The following is a 1,401-nucleotide window of genomic DNA, read 5'->3' on the forward strand; positions in this document are numbered from 1 at the left end:
TCATGCGGTGGGTCGGGGACGGAACGGTGCGGGATCTGGAGTTCACCGCCGAGGAGATCGAGCGGTGGGAGGAGGAGTGGGACGAGGAAGGGTTCGGGGTGTTCGCCGTCAAGCTGCTCGGGTCCGGTGAGCTTGCCGGGGCCGTCGGGCTCCACCCGGTGGACCAGCCCGCCGACCTCGCGGGCTCCGTCGGGATCTGCTGGCGGCTCGGTGCGCAGTTCTGGGGGCAGGGGTACGCCTCCGAGGCCGCGCAGGCCACCCTCGAATTCGCGCTGCAAGACCGTGGGCTCGACCGCGTCATCAACCTCGTACGCCTCGACGACACCGCCTCCGCCAACGTCAGCCGCAAGCTCGGCATGGTGACCGAACGGGAGATCAGCCATCCCGTTCACGGGTATCCCGTGCGCGTCTCCTCCATCGACCTGAGCGAGTATCAGGCATAGGGCCTGGTGCCCTGGTGCCTGGTGCCTGGTGCCTGGTGCCTGGTGCCTGGTGCCTGGGCGAGTTTCGGGCGTACGGCCACCGTCTCGTGTGACGCAGGACACGCCCCCGTAGCGATGAGATCCAGCCTCCCCCGCCGTCATACCCGTAACCGCGTGCGCACCGCACACCGCGCACCGCGCTCGCCCGTATGACCGACCGAGAGGATCAACCCGCATGGCCGCCAAGGTTCAGGGCCCCGCCAGCTACTTTCCCTCCATCGAGAAGAAGTACGGGCGGCCCGTGGGCGACTGGAAGGCGCTGATACGGGAGTCGCCGCTCAGCCGCCACATGGAGCTCGTCGCCTGGCTCAAGGCCGAGCACGGGCTCGGGCACGGGCACGCCAACGCCCTCGTCGCCCACACCCTCGCCGAGGGCGACAGCAACAACCACAGCGGCGTTATCTCGTAGGCTCCGCGCAGTCCGACCGCGACTGCGCCCTCGCCAGGCTCGCGTCAAGCTCCTTGCGGATGTCCTCCGGCAGGTCTCCCGCGCAGCCCCACGCCACGATCAGATCCGCCACGCGGGTCAGCTTGGTGTTGGTGTGCTGGGAGGTCTCCCGGAGGACCGTCCAGGCCTGCTCCGGGGTCAGTTGGCCCACGGCGACCACGATGCCGATCGCCTGGTCCACCGTGGCATGGGACTCGACCGCCTGTTCGAGCTGACTCACCTTGCGTTCCAGCTCAACGACCTTTTCGCCCGGGTTCTTCGGAGTTTGGTCGTCCCGTCGCAGGGTCTGGTCGTCCCGTCGCCGTGCCGCGTTCTCCTGTGATGACGTCACATCGCCTCCGGGGTCTGGGGGGCAATCGCCAGGATGCCATGGCATATTCGGGCCGCACCACGGAACCGGTCCACCGGCTCTAGTCGCACGGCTTCAGTCGCACGCACGACCGTCGCCCACCGGCCCGCCGGGCCCCATGC

Annotated in this window: 3 protein-coding genes; 2 read left to right on the forward strand and 1 reads right to left on the reverse strand. The window is 69.0% G+C overall.

Features of this window, described 5'->3' with window-relative positions:
- Window positions 1-443 (forward strand): GNAT family N-acetyltransferase (locus AB8Z36_RS38470; protein ID WP_369218006.1); only part of this gene is annotated, 443 nt, incomplete at its 5' end.
- Between the two features lie 214 nt (window positions 444-657).
- A complete protein-coding gene (locus AB8Z36_RS38475; RefSeq protein ID WP_369218007.1) occupies window positions 658-891 on the forward strand; it encodes a DUF4287 domain-containing protein in 234 nt (77 codons plus the stop codon).
- On the opposite strand, the gene AB8Z36_RS38480 is transcribed toward AB8Z36_RS38475, so the two are convergent.
- Window positions 881-1,261, reverse strand: a complete 381-nt coding sequence (locus AB8Z36_RS38480; protein WP_369218008.1) for an ANTAR domain-containing protein — start codon at window positions 1,259-1,261, stop codon at window positions 881-883. The genes AB8Z36_RS38475 and AB8Z36_RS38480 overlap by 11 nt on opposite strands.
- Between the last annotated feature and the right edge of the window lie 140 nt (window positions 1,262-1,401).

It is taken from the genome of Streptomyces flavofungini (assembly GCF_041028215.1).
Taxonomy (GTDB): Bacteria; Actinomycetota; Actinomycetes; order Streptomycetales; family Streptomycetaceae; genus Streptomyces; species Streptomyces flavofungini_B.